The 21,559-nt window shown below is 73.6% G+C and carries 20 protein-coding genes; 17 read left to right on the top strand and 3 right to left on the bottom strand.

Translation table 11 applies throughout. The features are described from left to right. Positions 1–2 precede the first annotated feature (2 nt). The 16 genes from ACOACO_RS11875 to ACOACO_RS11800 all read left to right on the top strand — a co-directional run bounded on the left by ACOACO_RS11875 (position 3) and on the right by ACOACO_RS11800 (position 17,835). The gene (locus ACOACO_RS11875) at positions 3–1,166 is read left to right on the top strand and encodes a M50 family metallopeptidase (protein WP_420296485.1); all 1,164 of its coding nucleotides are present in this window, start codon (positions 3–5) and stop codon (positions 1,164–1,166) included. A 201-nt stretch (positions 1,167–1,367) separates the two neighbouring features. Continuing rightward, complete coding sequence (locus ACOACO_RS11870) at positions 1,368–2,288, top strand: tRNA (adenine-N1)-methyltransferase (protein ID WP_420297228.1); 921 nt, start codon at positions 1,368–1,370, stop codon at positions 2,286–2,288. A gap of 101 nt (positions 2,289–2,389) precedes the next feature. Next, positions 2,390–4,141 carry a proteasome ATPase gene (gene arc / locus ACOACO_RS11865; RefSeq protein ID WP_420296484.1) on the top strand — a complete coding sequence of 584 codons (1,752 nt, stop codon included), beginning with the start codon at positions 2,390–2,392 and terminating at the stop codon, positions 4,139–4,141. A gap of 66 nt (positions 4,142–4,207) precedes the next feature. After that, positions 4,208–5,716: a depupylase/deamidase Dop gene (gene dop, locus ACOACO_RS11860; protein WP_420296483.1), complete on the top strand. Its 1,509-nt coding sequence runs from the start codon at positions 4,208–4,210 to the stop codon at positions 5,714–5,716. A gap of 54 nt (positions 5,717–5,770) precedes the next feature. Then, positions 5,771–5,968, top strand: coding sequence for a ubiquitin-like protein Pup (locus ACOACO_RS11855; protein WP_277500865.1), 198 nt, complete (start codon positions 5,771–5,773; stop codon positions 5,966–5,968). A gap of 3 nt (positions 5,969–5,971) precedes the next feature. After that, positions 5,972–6,850 (top strand): proteasome subunit beta, encoded by an 879-nt coding sequence (prcB, locus tag ACOACO_RS11850; protein ID WP_420296482.1) that lies wholly within the window; start codon positions 5,972–5,974, stop codon positions 6,848–6,850. Beyond that, positions 6,847–7,566: a proteasome subunit alpha gene (gene prcA, locus ACOACO_RS11845; RefSeq protein WP_420296481.1), complete on the top strand. Its 720-nt coding sequence runs from the start codon at positions 6,847–6,849 to the stop codon at positions 7,564–7,566. The genes prcB and prcA overlap by 4 nt, the downstream gene beginning before the upstream one ends. Before the next feature lie 101 nt (positions 7,567–7,667). After that, a complete protein-coding gene (gene pafA, locus ACOACO_RS11840) occupies positions 7,668–9,029 on the top strand; it encodes a Pup--protein ligase (protein WP_420296480.1) in 1,362 nt (453 codons plus the stop codon). 101 nt (positions 9,030–9,130) lie between these two features. Further along, on the top strand, positions 9,131–10,294 hold the full coding sequence (locus tag ACOACO_RS11835; RefSeq protein ID WP_420296479.1) for an FKBP-type peptidyl-prolyl cis-trans isomerase: 1,164 nt from the start codon (positions 9,131–9,133) through the stop codon (positions 10,292–10,294). A 27-nt stretch (positions 10,295–10,321) separates the two neighbouring features. Then, positions 10,322–11,353 carry a helix-turn-helix transcriptional regulator gene (locus tag ACOACO_RS11830; protein WP_420296478.1) on the top strand — a complete coding sequence of 344 codons (1,032 nt, stop codon included), beginning with the start codon at positions 10,322–10,324 and terminating at the stop codon, positions 11,351–11,353. Beyond that, positions 11,350–12,342 carry a helix-turn-helix transcriptional regulator gene (locus tag ACOACO_RS11825; RefSeq protein ID WP_420296477.1) on the top strand — a complete coding sequence of 331 codons (993 nt, stop codon included), beginning with the start codon at positions 11,350–11,352 and terminating at the stop codon, positions 12,340–12,342. Before ACOACO_RS11830 ends, ACOACO_RS11825 begins: the two co-directional genes overlap by 4 nt. Before the next feature lie 49 nt (positions 12,343–12,391). Beyond that, a complete protein-coding gene (gene tatA / locus ACOACO_RS11820) occupies positions 12,392–12,694 on the top strand; it encodes a Sec-independent protein translocase subunit TatA (protein WP_277500858.1) in 303 nt (100 codons plus the stop codon). A gap of 87 nt (positions 12,695–12,781) precedes the next feature. Next, positions 12,782–13,552, top strand: coding sequence for a twin-arginine translocase subunit TatC (gene tatC, locus ACOACO_RS11815; protein ID WP_420296476.1), 771 nt, complete (start codon positions 12,782–12,784; stop codon positions 13,550–13,552). 5 nt (positions 13,553–13,557) lie between these two features. Then, positions 13,558–14,424 (top strand): diacylglycerol/lipid kinase family protein, encoded by an 867-nt coding sequence (locus ACOACO_RS11810; protein WP_420296475.1) that lies wholly within the window; start codon positions 13,558–13,560, stop codon positions 14,422–14,424. Further along, positions 14,421–17,261, top strand: coding sequence for a DEAD/DEAH box helicase (locus tag ACOACO_RS11805; RefSeq protein ID WP_420296474.1), 2,841 nt, complete (start codon positions 14,421–14,423; stop codon positions 17,259–17,261). The genes ACOACO_RS11810 and ACOACO_RS11805 overlap by 4 nt, the downstream gene beginning before the upstream one ends. Before the next feature lie 7 nt (positions 17,262–17,268). Beyond that, positions 17,269–17,835 carry a GNAT family N-acetyltransferase gene (locus ACOACO_RS11800; protein ID WP_420296473.1) on the top strand — a complete coding sequence of 189 codons (567 nt, stop codon included), beginning with the start codon at positions 17,269–17,271 and terminating at the stop codon, positions 17,833–17,835. 11 nt (positions 17,836–17,846) lie between these two features. Here ACOACO_RS11800 and ACOACO_RS11795 read toward each other — a convergent pair whose 3' ends face one another. Next, entirely contained in the window at positions 17,847–18,503 is a 657-nt protein-coding gene (locus ACOACO_RS11795; RefSeq protein WP_420296472.1) for an SDR family oxidoreductase, read from the bottom strand. 52 nt (positions 18,504–18,555) lie between these two features. Next, the gene (locus ACOACO_RS11790) at positions 18,556–19,467 is read right to left on the bottom strand and encodes a 5'-3' exonuclease (protein WP_420297227.1); all 912 of its coding nucleotides are present in this window, start codon (positions 19,465–19,467) and stop codon (positions 18,556–18,558) included. Between the two features lie 60 nt (positions 19,468–19,527). Here ACOACO_RS11790 and ACOACO_RS11785 point away from each other — a divergent pair, with 60 nt between their 5' ends. After that, positions 19,528–19,965, top strand: coding sequence for an Lrp/AsnC family transcriptional regulator (locus ACOACO_RS11785; RefSeq protein WP_420296471.1), 438 nt, complete (start codon positions 19,528–19,530; stop codon positions 19,963–19,965). Positions 19,966–20,111: 146 nt separating this feature from the next. On the opposite strand, the gene ACOACO_RS11780 is transcribed toward ACOACO_RS11785, so the two are convergent. Beyond that, the gene (locus ACOACO_RS11780) at positions 20,112–21,530 is read right to left on the bottom strand and encodes a KamA family radical SAM protein (RefSeq protein WP_420296470.1); all 1,419 of its coding nucleotides are present in this window, start codon (positions 21,528–21,530) and stop codon (positions 20,112–20,114) included. Positions 21,531–21,559 lie beyond the last annotated feature (29 nt).

Raw genomic sequence — 21,559 nt, 5'->3', positions numbered from 1 at the left:
ACGTGGACGACCCAGGCCCCGGCACCCGCCCCGGACCGCGCGCGGACCGGGCCCGGCGCCCCGCCGGGACGCTGCGGATCGGCTCGATCGCCGGCAGCGACGTGCTCGTCTCCTCCTCCTGGTTCGTCGTCGCCGCGGTCATCGCGTTCGTCGTGGCGCCGGTCGTCGAGCGCGTCGAGCCCGGTCTGGGCGCGGGCCGCTACGTCGCCGGCCTCGCCTTCGCCGTCCTGCTCTACCTGTCGGTGCTGGTGCACGAGGCGGCGCACGCCGTCGTCGCCCGCCACTACGGCCACCGCGTCACCTCCATCACCCTGCACTTCCTCGGCGGCATGACCGCGGTCGAGACCGAGGCGCGCCGGCCCCGCGAGGAGTTCTGGATCGCGGTCGTCGGCCCGCTCGCCTCGATCGCGGTCGGCGGCGCCGCCGTGGCCCTGTGGTTCGTGACGCCCCCGGGCCTCCTGCTCCTGGCCGTCGAGGGCCTCGCCGGGGCCAACCTGCTCGTCGGGGTCCTCAACCTCGTGCCCGGCCTGCCGCTCGACGGCGGCCGGGTGATGAAGGCCGGCGTGTGGAAGCTGACCGGCGACCGCCACCGGGGCTCGCTCGCGGCCGGGTGGACCGGTCGGGCCGTGGCCGTGCTGGCCCTCGGGTGGCCCGTCCTGCTCGCCGAGCTGCTCGGCACGACCCCGCAGCTGCTCGACTTCCTGCTCGCCGGCCTCGTCGCCGCGTTCCTGTGGGCCGGCGCCTCCGCCGTGATCGCCAACGCCCGGGTGCGTCGCCGCATCCCGGCCCTGCGCGCCCGCGAGCTCGCGCGCCGGCCGCTCCTGGTGCCCGGCGACGTCTCGGTCGCGGAGGCGGTACGACGGGCCCAGGCCGCCGAGGCGGGCGGCATCGTCACGACCACCGCCGACGGCACCCCCGCCGGGCTGGTCAGCGAGGCGGCCCTGCGTCGCGTCCCGTCCGAGCGCCGCCCCTGGGCGAGCGTCTCCGAGGTCGCCCGGCGCCTCGACGACGGGCTGCTGCTCCCGGCGGACCTCACGGGTGAGGCCCTCGTCGACGCCCTGACGCTCACCCCGTCGTCGGAGTACCTGCTGGTCGAGGCCGACGGCAGCCCGTACGGCGTGCTGTCGCTCGCCGACCTCGACCGGTCCCTGCGCGCCCGCGACTGACGCCCGGCCCCCGGGAGGGCGGGGCCGCCGGGAGGGCGAGGCCCCGGGAGGCGGGTCCCGTCGAGTGGGGGCGAGGGGCCCCGCGCGACTACCCTGCCGCCCATGCCCGACGCCGTACCCACCTCGACGCCCGCCGCGACGACCGCGCCGACCCCGAGCCCCGCGGCTCCCCACGACGTCCCGCCCGAGGCGTGGTCCGGCGTGCACCGGGGCCCGCTGCGCGAGGGCGAGTGGGTCCGCCTCACCGACCAGAAGGGCCGCCGGCACAACTTCTGCCTGGAGGCCGGCAAGCGGTTCTTCAGCAACAAGGGCCACCTCGAGCACGACGAGATGATCGGGCGCGAGGAGGGCTTCACCGTCACCTCCTCGGCCGGCGGGCAGTACCTCGTGTTCCGCCCGCTGCTCTCGGAGTTCGTCGTCTCGATGCCGCGCGGCGCGGCCGTGGTCTACCCCAAGGACTCCGCCCAGATCGTGGCGCTGGCCGACATCTACCCCGGCGCCCGCGTCGTCGAGGCCGGCGTCGGCTCCGGCGCCCTGTCCTGCTCCCTGCTGCGGGCCGTGGGCCCCTACGGCCGCGTGACGTCGTACGAGCGGCGCGAGGAGTTCGCCGACGTCGCCCGGCGCAACGTCCACCAGTTCTTCGGCGCCCCCGAGGGCGGCACCCACCCGTCGTGGAGCCTGCGCCTGGGCGACCTGGCCGAGGAGCTGCCGCGGTACGGCGAGCCCGCCGACCGCGTCATCCTCGACATGCTCGCGCCGTGGGAGTGCGTCGACGCCGTCGCCGACGTCCTCGTGCCCGGCGGCATCGTGTGCGTGTACGTCGCGACGACCACCCAGCTCAGCCGCGTCGTCGAGACGCTGCGCGCCCACGGCGGGTTCACCGAGCCGGCCGCCTGGGAGTCCCTCGTCCGCGACTGGCACGTCGAGGGCCTGGCGGTGCGTCCCGGCCACAAGATGATCGGCCACACCGCCTTCCTCGTGACCGCCCGGCGGATGGCGCCCGGCGAGCGCGCCCCCCGCAAGACGCGGCGTCCGGCCCCCGGTGCGTACGGCGTGGACTACACCGGGCCCCGCCCGGCCGACGTCCCGCCCGCCGTGGCCGACGAGGCGCTGGAGGACTGAGGTCGGCGCAACCGGATCGTGACCGAGAAGCGTGGTCACGACCTTCCATCGGCGTGCTCCGGGAGTAGGGTCGAGTGCACCGGTAGGAGGTGGTGACGCTCATGTCGACGTCCGACAGTCCAGGTGCCCGTCCCGAGCAGGCGGAGGCGCTCGCCGCCCAGGTCCGCGCGCTCGAGTCCGAGATCGTCGAGCTGCGGCGCAGGGTGGCCGACACGCCGGGGGGCAGCCGAGGCCTCGAGCTGCGGCTCGCCGACACGCAGCGCTCGCTGGCGGCGGTGACGAGCCAGAACGAGCGGCTCGCCGGCACGCTGCGCGACGCCCGCGACCAGATCACGAAGCTCAAGGAGGAGGTCGACCGCCTCGCCCAGCCGCCGGCCGGGTTCGGCGTCTTCCTCGCCCGCAACGACGACGACACCGTCGACATCTTCACCGGCGGCCGGAAGCTGCGGGTCGCCGTCAGCCCCGACGTCGAGGTGGAGGAGCTGCGCCGCGGCCAGGAGCTGCTGCTCAACGAGGCGCTCAACGTGGTCGCGGCCTTCGACTTCGAGCAGGTGGGCGAGGTCGTCATGTTCAAGGAGCTGCTCGCCGACCGCGAGCGGGTCCTCGTCATCGCGAACGCCGACGAGGAGCGGGTCGTCCGCCTCGCCGAGCCGCTGCTGGCCGAGACGCTGCGCGCCGGCGACTCGCTGCTGCTCGACTCCCGTGCGGGCTACGTGTACGAGAAGGTGCCGAAGTCCGAGGTCGAGGAGCTCGTCCTCGAGGAGGTGCCCGACATCGCCTACGAGTCGATCGGCGGACTGGGCAACCAGATCGAGCAGATCCAGGACGCGGTCGAGCTGCCCTACCTCTACCCCGACCTCTTCGCCGAGCACGAGCTCAAGCCCCCGAAGGGCATCCTGCTCTACGGCCCGCCCGGCTGCGGCAAGACGCTCATCGCGAAGGCGGTGGCGAACTCGCTGGCGAAGAAGGTGGCGGCGCGCACCGGCGCGGAGGGGAAGTCCTACTTCCTCAACATCAAGGGCCCCGAGCTGCTCAACAAGTACGTCGGGGAGACCGAGCGCCACATCCGCCTCGTGTTCCAGCGGGCCCGGGAGAAGGCGAGCGCCGGCACCCCGGTCATCGTCTTCTTCGACGAGATGGACTCGCTGTTCCGCACCCGCGGCTCGGGCGTCTCCTCCGACGTGGAGAACACGATCGTCCCGCAGCTGCTGAGCGAGATCGACGGCGTCGAGCTGCTGGAGAACGTGCTCGTCATCGGCGCCTCGAACCGCGAGGACATGATCGACCCGGCGATCCTGCGCCCCGGGCGCCTCGACGTGAAGATCAAGATCGAGCGCCCCGACGCCGAGTCGGCACGCGACATCTTCAGCAAGTACCTGACGCCCGGACTGCCGCTGCACGCCGACGACCTCGCCGAGTTCGGCGGGGACCGCCAGGCCTGCGTCGACGGGATGATCCGCGCGGCGGTGGAGCGCATGTACACGGAGAGCGAGGAGAACCGCTTCCTCGAGGTCACCTACGCCAACGGTGACAAGGAGGTCATGTACTTCAAGGACTTCAACTCCGGCGCCATGATCCAGAACATCGTCGACCGGTCGAAGAAGATGGCGATCAAGGACTTCATCGACCACGGCCAGAAGGGGCTGCGCGTGCAGCACCTGCTGCAGGCCTGCGTCGACGAGTTCAAGGAGAACGAGGACCTGCCGAACACGACCAACCCCGACGACTGGGCGCGGATCTCGGGCAAGAAGGGCGAGCGGATCGTCTTCATCCGCACGCTGGTCACGGGCAAGCAGGGCACCGAGCCTGGCCGGTCCATCGACACGGTCAGCAACACGGGGCAGTACCTGTGAGCCGGCTCGCCTGAGCGGGCACGTCGCGGCCCGGGGCGGGCAGGGCCGCGACGTACGCTCGGCCCCATGAGCGTGCGGCGGGTCATGGGATCCGAGGTCGAGTACGGCATCAGCGTGGTCGGGCAGCCCACGGCGAACCCGATGCTGGCCTCGTCGGTGGTGGTCAACTCCTACGCGTCCACGGCCGGACGCTCCCGCCCCGCGCGGTGGGACTTCGAGGAGGAGTCGCCGCTGCGCGACGCCCGCGGCTTCGACATGAGCCGGGGCCAGGCCGACCCGACCCAGCTCACGGACGAGGACCTGGGGCTGGCGAACCGGATCCTCACCAACGGTGCCCGGCTCTACGTCGACCACGCCCACCCGGAGTTCTCCAGCCCCGAGGTGGTGACGCCGCTGGACCTGGTGCGCTGGGACAAGGCGGGGGAGCAGGTCATGCTGGCGGCCACCCGGCGGGCCGCCCAGCTGCCGCAGGGCGAGAACATCGTGCTCTACAAGAACAACACCGACGGCAAGGGCGCCTCCTACGGCGCGCACGAGAACTACCTGATGCGGCGCTCGACGCCGTTCGCGGACATCGTGCGCCACCTGACGCCGTTCTTCGTCTCCCGCCAGGTCGTCTGCGGCGCCGGGCGCGTGGGCATCGGCCAGGACGGCCGGGAGCACGGCTTCCAGGTGAGCCAGCGCGCGGACTTCTTCGAGACCGAGGTCGGCCTCGAGACGACGCTCAAGCGCCCCATCATCAACACCCGGGACGAGCCGCACGCCGATCCCGAGCAGCACCGCCGCCTCCACGTCATCATCGGCGACGCCAACCTGGCGGAGGTCTCGACGTACCTGAAGGTCGGCACGACCTCGCTCGTGCTGGCGATGATCGAGGACGGCTTCATCACCACCGACCTCACCCTGGAGGGCCCCGTCGCGGCGCTCCGGGCGGTCTCGCACGACCCGACGCTGACCCACCTCGTGACGCTGCGCGACGGGCGGTCGATGACCGCGGTGCAGCTGCAGCGGGTCTACCTCGAGCTGGCCCACGCGTACGTCGACGAGCGGCTCGGCGGGGACGTCGACGCGCAGACGAAGGACGTGCTGGCGCGCTGGGGCAGCGTGCTCGACCGGCTCGAGCGCGACCCGATGGAGTGCGCCACCGAGCTCGACTGGGTCGCGAAGTACCAGCTGCTGCGCCGCTACCAGGAGCGCGACGGACTGTCGTGGGACGACGCCAAGCTGCACCTCATCGACCTGCAGTACGCCGACATCCGCCCCGAGAAGGGCCTCTACCACCGCCTCGTCGACGCCGGCCGCATCGAGCGGCTGCTCACCGACGAGCAGGTGGAGGCGGCGGTGCACGAGCCGCCGGAGGAGACGCGCGCGTACTTCCGCGGGCGCTGCCTGGCGAAGTTCGGTGCGTCGGTCGCGGCCGCCTCGTGGGACTCGGTCATCCTCGACCTCCCGGGGCGGGAGTCGCTGCAGCGCATCCCCACCGTCGACCCGTTGCGCGGCACGCGGGCGCACGTCGGCCGCCTCCTCGACGAGTGCGAGACGGCCGAGGCGCTGTTCGCGGCCCTCACGGGGTGAGCCCGATAGGGTCGGGAGTCCGTACGACACCAGTACGACACAGGAGGTCCGGTCGTGGCACAGGAGCAGAAGAAGCCCCACACCCGCGGTGACGAGGTCGAGGAGGTCGCCCCGGAGGCGGAGACCGACGTCGCCGAGCGCAAGGAGGCGCTCGACGACGACGTCGACTCGATCCTCGACGAGATCGACGACGTCCTCGAGCAGAACGCCGAGGACTTCGTGAAGTCGTTCATCCAGAAGGGCGGTCAGTGACGCGTGGGTAGTGACTCCTCCGGCCCGGGCTCGCTCCCGGGCGCACGGCTGCCCGCGTCGTACCTGACGCCGGGCTCGTCCTCGTTCGTCGACTTCCTCTCCTCCCACGCGCCCGACCTGGTGCCGGGGCGCCGTGCCGCCCCGGACCGGGCCGGGTCCGACATCGCCCCCCACGGCACCACGATCGTCAGCCTGACGTTCCCCGGCGGGGTGCTGATGGCCGGCGACCGCCGCGCCACGATGGGCAACCTCATCTCCTCGCGGGACATCGAGAAGGTGTTCCCGGCCGACGAGTTCAGCTGCGTCGGCATCGCGGGCACCGCCGGCCTCGCGGTCGAGATGGTGCGGCTGTTCCAGCTCGAGCTCGAGCACTACGAGAAGATCGAGGGCACCACGCTGTCGATGCAGGGCAAGGCCAACCGCCTCGCCGCCCTCATCCGCGGCAACCTCGGCCTGGCCATGCAGGGCCTCGCGGTCGTGCCGCTCTTCGCCGGCTACGACCTCGACGCCGCCGCGGGCCGCATCTTCAGCTACGACGTCGTGGGCGGGCGCAGCGAGGAGACCGGCTACCACGCGGTGGGCTCGGGCTCGCTCTTCGCCCGGGGCTCGCTGAAGAAGCTCTACCGCCCCGACCTCGACGCCCGTACGGCGGCGCTCGTCGCCCTGCAGGCGCTCTACGACGCCGCCGACGACGACTCGGCGACAGGCGGTCCCGACGTGGCGCGACGGATCTTCCCGATCGTGCACGTCGTCACCGCCGAGGGCGGCGCCCGGCTCCCGGAGTCCGAGGTGACCGCGCTGGCCGAGGAGGTCGTGGCCGGTCGGCTGGTCCGTCCCGACGGGCCGCCGGCCCGTCTCGAGCAGGAGGGTGGCGCCCGATGAGCATGCCGTTCTACGTCTCGCCCGAGCAGCAGATGAAGGACCGGGCGGACTTCGCGCGCAAGGGCATCGCGCGCGGGCGCTCCGTCGTGGCGGTGCAGTACGCCGACGGCATCCTCTTCGCCTCGGAGAACCCCTCGCAGGCGCTCCACAAGGTCTCCGAGATCTACGACCGCATCGCGTTCGCCGCCGTCGGCCGCTACAACGAGTTCGAGTCGCTGCGCATCGCCGGCGTTCGCCTGGCCGACATGCGCGGGTTCTCCTACGACCGGCGCGACGTCACGGCCCGCAGCCTCGCGAACGCCTACGCGCAGACCCTCGGCGCGATCTTCTCCTCCGGCGGCGAGAAGCCGTACGAGGTGGAGATCTTCGTGGGCGAGATCGGCGGCGACGCGGGCCAGGACCAGCTCTACCGGCTCACCTACGACGGCCAGGTCTTCGACGAGCACCGGTACGCCGTGATGGGCGGCGCCGCCGACGTCGTCGGGTCCTACCTCGAGGAGCACTACACCGAGGGCGCGGACCTCGGCACCGCCCTCGGCACGGCCGTCGCGGCCCTGGGGCACTCGCGCAACGAGCGCGGCGAGACCACCGACCGCGAGATCGGCGTCGAGCAGCTCGAGGTGGCGGTGCTCGACCGCACGCGCATCCAGCCCCGCAAGTTCCGCCGGCTGCGGGCCCAGCAGCTCGCGACCGTCCTGGGGGCGACCAGCGCCTGACCCGCCGGGGCCTCGGCCCTCCGCAGCACCGCCCGGGCGGCTCCGCGTGTCGGCACGCGGAGCCGCCCGCGGCGTGAGGACGGTGGTCGTAGTGTTCGTGCATGGACCGTCGGATCTTCGGGATCGAGAACGAGTACGGCGTCACGTGCACGTTCCGGGGACAGCGCCGGCTGAGCCCCGACGAGGTGGCGCGCTACCTCTTCCGCCGGGTCGTCTCCTGGGGCCGCAGCAGCAACGTGTTCCTCCGCAACGGCGCCCGGCTCTACCTCGACGTCGGCAGCCACCCCGAGTACGCCACGCCCGAGTGCGACGACATCGCCGAGCTCGTCGCCCACGACAAGGCGGGGGAGCGGGTCCTCGAGGGACTCCTCGTGGACGCGGAGCAGCGCCTGCACGACGAGGGCATCGCCGGCGACATCTACCTGTTCAAGAACAACACCGACTCGGCCGGCAACTCCTACGGCTGCCACGAGAACTACCTGGTGAGCCGGGCCGGCGAGTTCAGCCGCCTGGCCGACGTGCTCATCCCGTTCCTCGTGACCCGGCAGATCGTCGTGGGCGCCGGCAAGATCACGCAGACGCCGCGGGGCGCGACGTACTCGGTCAGCCAGCGGGCCGAGCACATCTGGGAGGGCGTCAGCAGCGCCACGACCCGCAGCCGGCCCATCATCAACACCCGCGACGAGCCGCACGCGGACGCCGAGAAGTACCGCCGCCTGCACGTCATCGTCGGCGACTCGAACATGAGCGAGACCACCACCCTGCTCAAGGTGGCGAGCTGCGACCTCGTGCTGCGGATGATCGAGGAGGGCGTGGTGATGCGCGACCTCACGATGGAGAACCCGATCCGGGCCATCCGCGAGATCGCGCACGACACCACCGGGCGCCGCAAGGTCCGCCTCGCCAACGGCCGGGAGGCCAGCGCGCTGGAGATCCAGTCGGAGTACCTGTCGAAGGCCCGCGACTTCGTCGACCGCCGCGGCATCTCCACCCCCGTCATCGAGCGGACGCTCGACCTGTGGGAGCGCGGCATCAAGGCGGTGGAGTCCGACGACCTCGGCCTCGTCGACACCGAGATCGACTGGGTCATCAAGTGGAAGCTCATCGAGGCCTACCGCGCCAAGCACGGGCTCTCGCTGAACCACCCCCGCGTGGCGCAGCTCGACCTCGCCTACCACGACATCCGCCGCGACCGCGGGCTGTTCTATCTGCTCCAGCGCCGCGGCCAGGCGGCCCGGGTGACGACGGACCTCGCCACCTTCCGCGCCAAGTCCGTGCCCCCGCAGACCACCCGCGCCAAGCTGCGCGGCGAGTTCATCCGCAAGGCGCAGGAGCGCCGCCGCGACTTCACGGTCGACTGGGTGCACCTCAAGCTCAACGACCAGGCGCAGCGCACCGTGCTCTGCAAGGACCCCTTCCGGTCCGAGGACGACCGGGTCCAGCGCCTCGTCGACGGCATGTGACGACGTCGCACGACGGGCGGGCGAGGCGGCAGCAGGACGGCGCGGCCCGGCCGGTAGGGTGACCGCGGCCGTCTCCCCGAACGTTCGAAGAAGGTGTCCTCGTGCGCGCTGCCCGGTCGGTCCGACGACCCTCGGCCCTCCTGCTCACCGCGGTGCTGCCGCTGACCGCCCTCGCCGCCTGCGGCGAGGAGGAGTCGGGCGACGGGCTCGACCTCGTGACGGTGTCGGGCGAGTTCGGCCAGGCGCCCGAGGTCGAGATCTCCGACGTCGTCGAGCCCGACGGGTTCGCCTCCGAGGTGCTCGTCGAGGGTGACGGCGCGGTCGTCGAGGAGGGCGACGTCGCGATGCTGCACGTGTGGGTGGGCAACGGCTACACCGGCCAGGAGGCGTTCTCCACGTTCGAGTACGAGCCCGGACTGCTCCCGGTCAGCGCCGACGCGCCGTCGGCCGCGGTGAAGGCCGCGCTGCAGCAGTCCGCGGTCAGCGTCGTGCTCGACCCGCTGACGGGCGCCCTGCCCACCTCGATCGTGGAGAGCGTGGACGGCGTCAAGGCCGGCTCGCGGGTGCTCGTCACCTCCGACGCCGAGGACGCGTTCGGCCAGACGGGCCAGCCCAACATCGGCATCGGCAACGCCGACGGCGTCGTCTACGTCGTCGACGTGCTCGCCCGCGCCGAGGACGGCCCGTCGGGCGAGGAGGTGGCGCCGCCGGAGGGCACCCCCGCGCTCGTCGAGGACGGCGCGAAGGTGACCGGCTTCGACTTCGCGGGCGCGACCCCGCCCACCGACGAGCTGCAGGTCATCCCGCTCGTCGAGGGCGACGGCCCCGTCGTCGAGGAGGGCGCGACCCTCATCGCCAACTACCTGGGCCAGGTCTACGAGGGCGAGGCGCCCTTCGACGAGTCCTACAGCGGCGGCCTGCCCCGCTCGTTCGTCGTGGGCGGGCCGAACGCCGCCGTCATCGAGGCGTGGAGCGAGGGCCTCGTCGGTCTCGCCGCCGGCTCGCGCGTCGTCCTCGTCGTCCCGCCGGCCCTCGGGTACGGCGAGGAGGGCAACGAGGGCGCGGGCATCACCGGCACCGACACGCTCTACTTCGTCGTCGACGTCCTCGGCTCCGTCGTGGTGCCCGAGCCGGTCGTCGAGCCGACCGAGGACCCCGCCGCGACCGAGGACCCCGCCGCGACCGAGGACCCCGCCGCGACCGAGGACCCGGCTGCCACCGAGGACCCGGCCGCGACCGAGCCGACGGCCCCGGCCACCGAGTGACCGCTCCCGCGGGCACGGGGTGAGGCCATGAGCGCGAACCGCAGCGAGCGGCTGATGAAGCTGCTCATCATGCTGCTCGTGCAGCGCACCCACGTCCCGAAGGACCGCATCCGGGCGGAGCTGTACCCCGACGCCGGCGACGAGGCCTTCGAGAAGATGTTCGAGCGCGACAAGGAGGAGCTCCGCTCCCTCGGCGTCCCGCTCGAGGTGGGCCAGCGCGACGTGCTCTTCGAGGACGAGCCGGGCTACCTGGTGCGGCCGAGCGACTTCGCGCTGCCGGACGTCGTGCTCGACCCCGACGAGGCCGCGGTGCTCGGTGTCGCCACTCAGGTCTGGGAGAGCGCCCGCCTCGCGGACGCCACGCTGGCCGGTGTGCGCAAGCTGTCGGCCGCCGGGGTCCCGGTGCCCCTGGAGGACCCCCGGCACGACGGCGCCGACCTCGGCATCTCCCCGCCGCGCCTGGGGGCCGCCGAGCCCGCCTTCGACGTGCTCGTCGAGGCCGTGCACGTGCGCTGCGAGGTGGTCTTCGACTACCTCGGCACCAAGGACGACGCGCCCGTCGAGCGCCACCTGCAGCCGTGGGGCCTCGTGCGCCACGGCGGTCGCTGGTACGTCGTGGGCCGCGACGTCGACCGCCAGGAGGAGCGGGTCTTCCGCCTCTCCCGGATCGTGGGGGAGGCCCGCATGACCGGTCGTCGGGACGCGTTCGAGCCGCCCGAGGGCGTCGACGTCGGCGAGGTCGCCCGCCGGCTCGCGCCGCCGCCGCCCACCGGCGTACCGGCCGTGCTGCTGGTGCGGCCCGGCACCGGCTTCGCCCTGCGCCGCGACGCGGTCGAGGTCAGCCCCGGCGTGCCCGGCCCCGACGGCGAGACGTGGGACCGCGTGCGGCTGGAGGGCTCCGGCCCGAGCGTCGTGGAGGCGGTGCTGGAGCACGGCCCCGACGTGGTCGTGGAGGAGCCGGAGCGCCTGCGGGACGAGGTGGTACGCCGCCTCGAGGCCCTGCTGGACGGCCTCGGCGTCGTGCCGGGCGAGGGCGCCCCGGGAGAGGACGCGCCGTGAGCGGCGCCGGCTCCCGCGAGCAGGTCGGCCGGATGCTGGCCCTCGTGCCGTACCTGAACGCCCGCGGCGCGGTGCACGTCGACCAGGCCGCCCGCGACCTGGGCGTGACGCCCCAGCAGGTGGTCAAGGACCTGCGCGTGCTGTTCCTGTGCGGGCTGCCCGGCGGGTACCCCGACGACCTCATCGAGGTCGACATCGACGCGCTCGTGGAGCCCGACGGCGACCGGTTGATCCGCATGTCCAACGCGGACTACCTCGACCGGCCCCTGCGGCTCTCCCCGACCGAGGCGTCCGCCCTCGTCGTGGCCCTGCGCGTGCTGCGCACCCACGCGGCACCCGCCACCCGCGACGTCGTCGACCGGGCCCTGCTGAAGATCGAGACCGCGCTGGGCGGGCAGACGGCCACGATCGACCCCGGTGAGGGCCCCGCGGTGCGCGGGCGGGACGCCGAGATCGTGGACACCCTGCGCGAGGCCGTCGCGGCCCGCCGCCAGCTGACGATCGACTACCACGTGCCGACCCGGGACGAGGTGTCCACGCGGGTCGTCGACCCCGCGCGGCTCGTCGAGCACGGCGGCCTGCTCTACCTCGAGGCGTGGTGCCACACCGCGGACGCGCCCCGCACCTTCCGCGTGGACCGCGTCCACGCCGCACGCGTGCTGCCGACGCCGGTGGACGCGGAGCACGAGGACGCGCCCGCGGCCGACACCACGGCGGGCGAGGAGCAGCTGTTCGTGCCGCCGCCCGGCAGCACCCTCGTCACCCTGCGTCTCGACCCCGAGGTGCGGTGGGTCCCGGACTACTACCCGGTGGAGGCGGTGCGCCCCGCCGGCGGCGGCGCGGTCGAGGTCGACCTGCGCGTGGCCGACCCGCGCTGGCTCCAGCGGCTGCTGCTGCGCCTCGCGCCGCACGCCCGGGTGCTGGCACCGGCAGGCCCCGGGGACGAGCTCGCGGACCGCGCGCGGCGGGCCCTCCGTCACTACCGGTGACGTCCCGTAGGATGGGGGAGTCGTCCGTCGTCCCCCACGTGAGGAAGCCATGACTCAGCCACTGATCGCAATGCCCGGCGGGTGGGAGCTCGTCCTGATCGTGCTCGTGGTCATCCTGCTGTTCGGTGCGAAGAAGCTTCCCGAGCTGGCCCGCGGCACCGGTCAGGCGCTGCGGATCTTCAAGTCCGAGACGAAGGGTCTGCGCGACGACGACGACACCCCGAAGGAGGGCGCGTCGTCCGCGACGCTCGACGACGAGCCCCGCGGGATCCCGGCGGCCCGCACCGAGACGCGTCCCGTGGAGGACGCCGACGTCGTGCGCCCGGAGCGCCGCGACACCACCAACGGCTGATCGGTCCCACCGAGCGCCGTGGCCATCAAGGGACTCCTGCGTTTCTTCTCGGTCAAGCCGCAGCACGAGGTCGGTACCGACGGCCGGATGGCCCTCTCGGACCACCTGCGCGAGCTGCGCGGGCGGGTGCTCCGCATGCTCGTCGCCTTCCTGGTGGCGTTCGTCGTGGCCCTGTTCTTCTTCGACCTGATCTTCGAGCTCATCCTCCAGCCCTACGAGTCGGCGCGTGAGGCGCTCGACGACTCGACGAGCACCCAGGCGACCATCGCGGGTGTCGGCGGACCGCTGATGCTCTACCTGAAGCTGTGCGGTCTCGCGGCGGTCGTCGCCACGAGCCCGTACTGGCTCTACCAGGTGTGGGCGTTCATCCTCCCGGGGCTGCACGCGCACGAGCGCAAGTGGAGCCGGGTGTTCGCGGCCATCGCGGGGCCGCTGTTCATGGTCGGTGTCGCGGTCGGCTACCTGACGCTGCCGAAGGGCCTGGAGATCCTCATCGGGTTCACCCAGGCCGACCTGACGAACCTCGTCGAGTTCGGCGACTACCTCAGCTTCCTGGTGCGCACCCTGCTGGTCTTCGGCATCTCCTTCGAGATCCCCGTCTTCCTCGTGCTGCTCAACCTCGTCGGCGTGCTCCCGGGCCGCACGATCGGGCAGTACCGGGCGTGGTTCGTCATCGGCATCTTCGTCTTCGCGGCGCTGGCCACCCCCTCGACCGACCCGTTCACCATGCTCTTCCTCGCCGGCCCCATGTGCGTGCTCGTCGGGATCTCCGAGGTCATCGCCCGCTTCCTCGACAAGCGCAAGGCGGCCCGCTCGCCGTTCGCCGGCCTCGCCGACGACCAGCCGTCGCCGATCTGAGCCGCGTGCGACGCATCGCCCTCCTCACCCACCCGGGGGCCGGCCGGGGCCGGGGTGCCCACGCCCGGGCGGTCGTCCTGCCGCGCCTGCGCCGCGCCGGCTTCGAGGTGCTCGACCTGGTCGGCGGCAGCGCCGAGGAGGCGAGCGTGCTCGCGCGCGACGCGGTCGGCAGCGGCGTGGAGTCCCTGGTGGCCTGCGGGGGCGACGGCACGGTGCACCTCGCGCTGCAGCACGTGGCGGGCACCGCGACGGCGCTGGGCGTCGTACCGGCCGGCACGGGCAACGACCTGGCACGCGAGCTGGGGATCCCCGGCGACCCCGCCGGTGCCGCCGACCGCGTGGTGGGAGGCGCCCGCCGCACCCTCGACCTGGCGCGGGTGGGCGACCGGTGGGTCGCCACCGTCGTGGCCTGCGGGTTCGACGCCCTCGTGGCCGACCGCGCTGCCGCGATGAGCTGGCCCCGCGGCCCCGCGCGCTACGTCGTGGCCACCGCGGTGGAGCTGCGCCATCTCGCGCCGCGGCGCTACACCCTCGAGCTCGACGGGCGGGTGCGTACGGTGGAGGCCGTGCTCGCTGCTGTCGGCAACACCTCGTCCTTCGGCGGGGGTCTGCGCATCACGGAGGGGGCCCGCACCGACGACGGGCTGCTCGACGTGGTGGTCGTGCGGTCCCTCGACCGGCGCGGTCTCGTCCGCGCCTTCCCCTCCCTCTACCGCGGCACCCACACGGGCCACCCGGCGTACGAGCACCACCGCGCGCGCTCGGTGACCGTGGCGGCGGCCGGCATCACGGCGTACGCCGACGGCGAGCCCGTGGGGCCGCTGCCCCTGACGGTCACGGCCGTCCCCGCCGCCGTGGAGGTGATCGCGTGAGCGGCCCCGCCGGCGACACCGACGACACCGACGACCTCAGCCCCGCGCAGCGCTACGCCGCGTTCCGGGCCGGGCAGGCCCACCCCGAGCTCCGGGCGTTCGCGGAGCACTACAGCTTCGGGCTCGACGACTTCCAGCTGCGCGCCTGCCGCGAGCTCGAGGAGGGCCGCGGCGTGCTCGTGGCCGCACCCACCGGCTCCGGCAAGACGATCGTCGGCGAGTTCGCCGTGCACCTCGCGCTCGCGCAGGGCCGCAAGTGCTTCTACACGACCCCGATCAAGGCGCTGTCGAACCAGAAGTTCGCGGACCTGGTGGACCGGTACGGCGCCGACCAGGTCGGGCTGCTGACCGGCGACAACGCCGTCAACGGCGACGCGCCCGTGGTCGTGATGACCACGGAGGTGCTGCGCAACATGATCTACGCGGGGTCGCGCACGCTCGCCGACCTCGGGTACGTGGTCATGGACGAGGTCCACTACCTCGCGGACCGCTCGCGCGGCGCGGTGTGGGAGGAGGTCATCATCCACCTGCCCGAGTCGGTGACGGTGGCCTCGCTCTCGGCGACGGTCTCCAACGCCGAGGAGTTCGGCGAGTGGCTGGCCACCGTGCGCGGCGAGACGACGACCATCGTCGAGGAGCGCCGCCCCGTCCCGCTGTTCCAGCACGTGATGGTCGGTCGGCACCTCCACGACCTCTTCGCCCGCGACGACGCCCAGGCGTCGGCGGGCTTCGCCGGGGCGGGCGCGAAGGTCAACCCGCAGCTGCTGCGGGTCGCCCGCGACGACTGGGCGAGCGTGCGGGTCCGCGACCGCCGGGCCCCCCGCGGTCAGCGGGGCGGTCGCAGCCAGGGCGGCGCGGGCGCCGGGCGCGGGCGCGACGTCGGCAACGGCCGGCGCGTGTGGGTGCCCAGCCGCGCCGAGGTCGTCGAGCGGCTCGAGCGCGCCGGGCTGCTGCCCGCGATCACCTTCATCTTCAGCCGGGCCGGCTGCGACGCCGCCGTGCAGCAGTGCCTCGAGGCCGAGATCCGCCTCACCACCGCCGAGGAGGAGGCCGAGATCCGCGCGTACGTCGCGGAGCGCTGCGCCCACCTGCCGCGGGCCGACCGCAAGGTGCTCCGGTACGACGAGTTCGCCGAGGGCCTCGCGCGCGGCGTCGCGGCGCACCACGCCGGCATGCTGCCCACCTTCAAGGAGTGCGTCGAGGAGCTGTTCGTGCGCGGTCTCGTGCGCGCCGTCTTCGCCACCGAGACGCTCGCGCTCGGCATCAACATGCCCGCCCGCACCGTCGTGCTCGAGAAGCTGAGCAAGTGGAACGGCGAGACCCACGCCGACATCACGCCGGGGGAGTACACCCAGCTCACCGGCCGCGCGGGGCGCCGCGGCCTCGACGTCGAGGGCCACGCCGTCGTGCTGTGGCAGCAGGGCATGAACCCCTCCGAGGTCGCCGGCCTGGCCTCCACGCGGACCTACCCGCTCCGCTCGTCGTTCCGCCCGTCGTACAACATGGCCGTCAACCTCGTGCACCGCTTCGGGGCGGACCGCTCGCGCCAGCTGCTGGAGAGCTCGTTCGCCCAGTTCCAGGCCGACAAGGCGGTCGTCGGGCTGGCGCGGCAGCTGCGCAAGAGCGACGACGCGCTGAGCGGGTACGCCGAGGCCGCGACGTGCGACAAGGGCGACTTCATGGAGTACGCCGCGCTGCGCCGCCGTGTGGGCGAGGCCGAGAAGGCGGGCGCGCGCGCCCGGCGCCTCGACCGCCGCGAGGAGGTCGTCGGATCGCTCGTGCGCCTGCGGCGCGGCGACGTCATCCACGTGCCCGCCGGCAAGTTCAGCGGCTGGGCGGTGGTGGTCGACCCCGGTCTCGGCGAGGACGAGCCGCGCCCCTCCGTGGTCACGGTGGAGCGCCAGGCCCGCCGCCTGGGCCTCATGGACTTCCCGGAGCCGGTGCGGGCGCTCAGCCGCATCCGCGTGCCGAAGTCGTTCGACGGGCGGAACCCCGGCATGCGCCGGGACCTGGCGACGACGCTGCGCAACCACGTGCGCACGCTGCGGGTGCCGCCACCCGCCCCCGCGACGGGCGCCGACGCGGCCGACGAGGCACAGCGCGCCGAGGTCGCCCGGCTGCGCGCCGAGGTGCGGGCCCACCCCTGCCACGACTGCCCCGACCGGGAGGACCACGCCCGCTGGGCCGAGCGGTGGGCCAAGCTCGAGGCCGAGGCGGCGACGCTGCGCCGGCGCATCGAGTCGCGCACCAACACGATCGCCCGGCAGTTCGACCGCGTCAGCGAGGTGCTGACGACGCTCGGCTACCTCGAGGACGACGAGGTCACCGAGCGCGGCCGGGCCCTCATGCGGCTCTACTCCGAGCTCGACCTCGTCGCGGCCGAGGCGCTGCGCGCCGGCACGTGGAGCGGCCTGTCCGCCCCCGAGCTGGCCTCGGCCCTCTCGGTGCTGGTCTTCGAGTCGCGACGCACCGACGACCCGCGGGGCCCGCGCATCCCGGCCGGTCCCGTCTCCGACGCGGTGAGCACCACCCGGCGCCTGTGGGCCGACCTGTCCGCGCTCGAGCGCCGGCACAAGCTCGACCAGCTGCGCGAGCCCGACGCCGGGTTCACCTGGCCCGCGCTCGCCTGGGCGCGCGGCGACGACCTCGACGACATCCTGCGCGAGACCGGCATGCCGGCGGGCGACTTCGTCCGCGTCGTCAAGCAGCTGCTCGACGTCGTCGACCAGGTGGCGAACGCGACGCAGGACGGTGCGCTGCGCCGTACCGCCCGGGAGGCCGCGGGGCTGCTCGACCGCGGGATCGTGGCGTTCAGCACGCTCGGTGCCGAGGTGTGACGGCGCGGTGAGCGGGCCGGTGCTCCGCCCGTGGCGGCGGGACGACGCGCCCGCGGTGCTGGCGATCTTCACCGCCTCCGACGACCTCGAGCGGCAGTACCCGTGGCCGGTGCGCACGCTCGCCGACGCGTCCGCGTGCCTGGAGCGCATGCTCGTGTGGCAGCCCGACCCGGCGGCGGGGGAGCGCTACGCCTTCGCCGTGCTCGACGACGGCGTGCCGGTCGCCAACGTGGCGCTGACCGACGTGTCCCGCACCCACGACACCGCCTGGGTGTCCTACCTCAGCTCGGGCGCGGTGCGCGGCCGCGGGCTGGTACGACGCGCCCTCGCCGCCGTCGTCGCCCACGCGTTCGACGAGCTGGGGCTGCACCGCCTCGAGCTGGGCCACCGCACCGACAACCCCGCGTCGGCGGCCGTGGCGGAGGCCGTCGGCTTCGTGCCCGAGAGCGTGGAGCGGGAGCGGCTGCGGTACGGCGCGACCCGCTACGACGTGCGCCGCATGGCGTTGCTGGCCCACGACGCACGACCGGCCCCTCGCGAGGGCGAGGAGCCGGCCAGGATCGTGCTGGGCTGAGGGCCCGAGGGTCACTCCGCGGTGGCGACGGCCTCCGCGATCGGGGTCGGGCCGTTCACGAGCTCCCACTGCCGGCCGATCGAGCGGGCGTCGCCGAGGCAGACGGCGACCACGGCCGCGACGTCGGCGCGCGTGACGGTGCCGCGCTCCACCTCGCTCGCGAGGGTGACCGCACCGGTGGGCGCGTCGTCGGTCAGGCCGCCGGGCCGGATGATCGTCCAGTCGAGGCCGGAGGCGCGCAGCGCCTTGTCGGCGTCGCGCTTCGCCGCGACGTACTCCTTCCAGACCGGCTCGGTGTCGTCCGGGACGGGCTGGTCGACGCCGATGGCGGAGATCTGGACGACGCGGCGCACGCCGGCCTCCCGGGCGCCGGCGATGGTGCCGAGGGCGCCGCCGAGGTCCACGGTGCGCTTGCGCTCGATCTTGCCGTCGGGGCCGCCGCCGGCCGCGAACACGACCGCCTCGACCCCCGTCAGCGCGTCCGTGTAGCTCCGCGTCGTGCTGTTCTCGATGTCGAGCTCGCGCACCTCGGCGCCGAGCGCCTCGAGGTCGGGCGCGTACGCCATCGTGCGCACCAACGCGACCGGCGTGTGCCCGGCCGCAACCAGCAGCGGGTGCAGGTGGCGAGCGATCTGACCATTTCCTCCGACGACTGCGATGCGTGCCATGACCTCCACCGTACGGCGGCCCCCCACGCCACCGGACGGGACCGTTCCGGGGTCAGTCGAGCGCGCCGAGCACCGCGGTCAGGCGCTCGGCGCTGGTGCCGAGGTCCCAGCGCTCGGTCAGCGCGACGGCGGCCGCCGGGTCGATGGACGTCCCGGGGATGCGCAGGTCGACGTCACGCACGGGCAGGTCGCGCACCACGGCCACGACCTTCGGGGCGACGTCGAGGTAGTCGGAGGCGGCCTTGACCTTGGCGCGGACACCCGGGGCCATGTCGGCGGCCGGGTCGGTCGCGGCGGCCCGGATGCCGGCGATGTCGCCGAAGCGGCCCAGGAGCGTCGCGGCGGTCTTGTCACCGACGCCCTTGACCCCCGGCAGCCCGTCGGAGGCGTCGCCGCGCAGGGTGGCGAAGTCGGCGTACTGGTCGGCGCGCACGCCGTACTTCTCCAGCACCACGTCCTCGGTGACGCGTTCGTGGCGGCCGACGCCCCGGGCGGTGTACAGCACCCGCACCTGCGCCTCGTCGTCGACGAGCTGGAAGAGGTCGCGGTCGCCGGTCACGACGTCGACGGGCATGCCCGCCCCGGTCGCCAGCGTGCCGATGACGTCGTCGGCCTCGTGCTCGGCGGCCCCCACCACGGGCAGCCCCCAGGCGGCCAGCACCTCGCGGATGATCGGCACCTGCACCTCGAGGGGGTCCGGCACCTCCTCCACGTCCGGGTCGGCCGCCCGCTCCTCGACCACACGGTGCGCCTTGTACGTCGGCAGCAGGTCCACCCGCCACTGCGGGCGCCAGTCGTCGTCCCAGCAGCAGGCCAGGTGGGTGGGCTCGTACTCGCCGACGAGGCGGGTGACGAAGTCCATGAGGCCCCGCACGGCGTTGACCGGGGTGCCGTCCGGTGCCCGCATCGAGTCGGGCACGCCGAAGAAGGCCCGGAAGTAGAGCGAGGCGGTGTCGAGCAGCAGGAGGCGCGGGTCACGGTGGGGCACGCGCCGATCCTGCCACGAGTCGTTAGCCTGTCCGGCGTGGAAGAGACGGACCGCAAGATCCTCGCCCTGCTCGCCCAGGACGGCCGGATGTCCTTCACCGAGCTGGGGCGGGGCACGGGACTCTCGACGTCGGCGGTGCACCAGCGGGTGAAGCGGCTCGAGCAGCGCGGCCTCATCCGGGGGTACGGCGCGACGATCGACTACGACCAGCTCGGGCTGCCGCTGACGGCGTTCATCTCGATCCGTCCGATCGACCCCTCGCAGCCGGACGACTGCCCCGAGCGGCTGCGCGACATCGTCGAGATCGAGTCGTGCTGGTCGGTCGCGGGGGAGGAGTCCTACATCCTCAAGGTGCGGGTCGAGACCCCGGCGCTGCTGGAGGGCCTGCTGGCCCGCATCCGCGCGGCGGCCAACGTGTCGACGCGCACGACCATGGTGCTCACGACGTTCTACGAGAACCGCCCCGTCACCTGAGCCCCGTCACCTGAGCCCCGTCACCTGAGCCCCGTCACCTGAGCCCCGTCACCTGAGCCCCGTCACCTGAGCCCCGTCACCTGAGCCCCGTCACCTGAGCCCCGTCACCTGAGCTGCCCATTCGGCCTCGGAGGGGTGGCCGGGTCTCAGACGCCGGCGGGCACGCCGGGCACGGGCGTGACCGCCTGCTGCTCGCGCCACCAGGCCCGGCCCTCCTCGCCGAGGGTGTGGATCGGGTCGTAGTAGTGGTACTCGCGGCTCAGCGCCGCCGGGTCGTCGGCCTCGAGCGAGGTGCGGTAGTTCTTGGTCCACCCCGAGATGCCGCGCACCTCGTCGTACGACGCCGTCTGGTGCACCCAGCGCTTGCCGACGAACGGGACGTCGCAGACGATCCGCGGCGTGGCGAAGCCCGGGAGGTAGCCCATGATCGCGGTCTGCAGGCGCTGGGCCTCGGCCACCGACACCCGCCAGTGCTCGGCCGACGGGATCATGTCGCACATGTAGAGGTAGTACGGCGTGATGCCCGCGCCGTCGAGCAGCGCGAAGCTGAGGTCCAGCAGGTCGTGGGCGTCGGCGTTGACGCCGGCCAGCAGGACGCCCTGGTTGCGCACGTCGCGCAGGCCCGCCTCCAGCAGGGCCCGGGAGGCCCGGGCGACGAGCGGCGTCACCGACGCGGCGTGGTTGGCGTGGGTGTGCAGCGCCAACGACACCCCCCGCGAGCGAGCGGTCCGGGCCACGCGCTCCACCCCGGCGAGCACGTCGTCGCCGAGCCAGTGCTGGGGGAGGCCGACGAGCGCCTTGGTCGCGAGCCGCACGTCGCGGATGTTGTCGATCTGCAGCAACGCGTCGAGGAACGCCTCGAGCCGGGGCCACGGCATGTTGGCGACGTCGCCGCCGGACACCACCACGTCCCGCACCGCGGGGGTGCGGCGCAGGTAGGCGAGCATGTCCTCGAGCCGGTCGCCGGGGCGGCCCACGAACTTCAGCTTCGGCACCGCGGGCGTCGAGTTGCCGACGAGGTCCATCCGCGTGCAGTGCCCGCAGTACTGCGGGCAGGTGGTGACGAGCTCGGCGAGCACCTTGGTGGGGTAGCGGTGGGTGAGGCCCTCGGTGGCCCACATGTCGTGCTCGTGCAGGGAGTCGCGCGCCGCGTAGGGGTGCGAGGGCCAGTCGGTGCGCCGGTCGGACTGCACGGGCAGCATGTAGTGGCGCACGGGGTCGGCGTACCAGGCCGACGTCAGCGAGCCGGGACCCGCCGGGACGACGTGGGGCGCGATCGTGTTGACCATCTGGGGCGGCAGGAGCATCGACATCGTGGCCGTCGCGGCCTGGTCGCGCTCGAGGTCGGCGTAGAACGCGTCGTCGACGAGGTCGCCGAGCAGGTCCCGCAGCTGCCGCACGTTCTTCACGCAGTGCGCCCGCTGCCACTGCGCGGAGGCCCACTCCTCTGCGGTCACGTCGCGCCAGCCCGGCAGCCGCCGCCAGTCGGGCTCCACCAGCTCGGTGCGCGCGTAGGCGTAGGGCTGCGGCGCGCCCACCGGGCCGGTCGCGCTGTCGAGGCTCATGGGGTTCCTCCGGACGTGTCGGCGTGGTC

Source organism: Nocardioides sp. CPCC 205120 (assembly GCF_048654585.1).
GTDB lineage: Bacteria > Actinomycetota > Actinomycetes > Propionibacteriales > Nocardioidaceae > Nocardioides.
Note: the sequence above shows the minus strand (reverse complement) of the source record. Positions and strands in the feature narration are given on the sequence as shown.

Bases quoted from the DNA above. Each gene is read 5' to 3' on its own strand.
- arc (WP_420296484.1), top strand. From the start codon at position 2,390: ATGTCGACGTCCGACAGTCCAGGTGCCCGTCCCGAGCAGGCGGAGGCG.
- dop (WP_420296483.1), top strand. From the start codon at position 4,208: ATGAGCGTGCGGCGGGTCATGGGATCCGAGGTCGAGTACGGCATCAGC.
- prcA (WP_420296481.1), top strand. From the start codon at position 6,847: ATGAGCATGCCGTTCTACGTCTCGCCCGAGCAGCAGATGAAGGACCGG.
- ACOACO_RS11780 (WP_420296470.1), bottom strand. From the start codon at position 21,530: ATGAGCCTCGACAGCGCGACCGGCCCGGTGGGCGCGCCGCAGCCCTAC.
- ACOACO_RS11795 (WP_420296472.1), bottom strand. From the start codon at position 18,503: ATGGCACGCATCGCAGTCGTCGGAGGAAATGGTCAGATCGCTCGCCAC.
- tatC (WP_420296476.1), top strand. From the start codon at position 12,782: ATGGCCCTCTCGGACCACCTGCGCGAGCTGCGCGGGCGGGTGCTCCGC.
- ACOACO_RS11830 (WP_420296478.1), top strand. From the start codon at position 10,322: ATGAGCGCGAACCGCAGCGAGCGGCTGATGAAGCTGCTCATCATGCTG.
- pafA (WP_420296480.1), top strand. From the start codon at position 7,668: ATGGACCGTCGGATCTTCGGGATCGAGAACGAGTACGGCGTCACGTGC.
- tatA (WP_277500858.1), top strand. From the start codon at position 12,392: ATGACTCAGCCACTGATCGCAATGCCCGGCGGGTGGGAGCTCGTCCTG.